The 219-nt window shown below is 38.8% G+C and carries 1 protein-coding gene; it reads left to right on the top strand.

Annotated features, from left to right (window positions below):
• Positions 1 to 188 (top strand): helix-turn-helix domain-containing protein (locus AACQ14_RS24310; protein ID WP_339366109.1); only part of this gene is annotated, 188 nt, incomplete at its 5' end.
• Positions 189 to 219: the final 31 nt, after the last annotated feature.

Below are 219 nucleotides of genomic sequence, written 5' to 3'. Positions count from 1 at the left end.
GTGGTTTATCATCGACAGAGTTTCGCTTAACCATGACTCGCAGTGATATCGGTAATTATATTGGCTTGACTGTTGAAACAATTAGCCGCTTATTGAATCGCTTTCATAAAAGTGGCTTGATTAAAGTCGATGGAAAATTAATTTCGATTATTGATATCGACAGTCTTTGCGATACAGCGGCACTATAGTCCACCCTCCCCTCCTGTTATTAGGTTTATT

Origin of the sequence: Vallitalea maricola (assembly GCF_036985595.1) — a bacterium.
Classification (GTDB): Bacteria; Bacillota; Clostridia; order Lachnospirales; family Vallitaleaceae; genus Vallitalea; species Vallitalea maricola.
The sequence above is the reverse complement of the archived record's forward strand: the minus strand, read 5'-3'. Positions and strand labels throughout refer to the sequence as shown.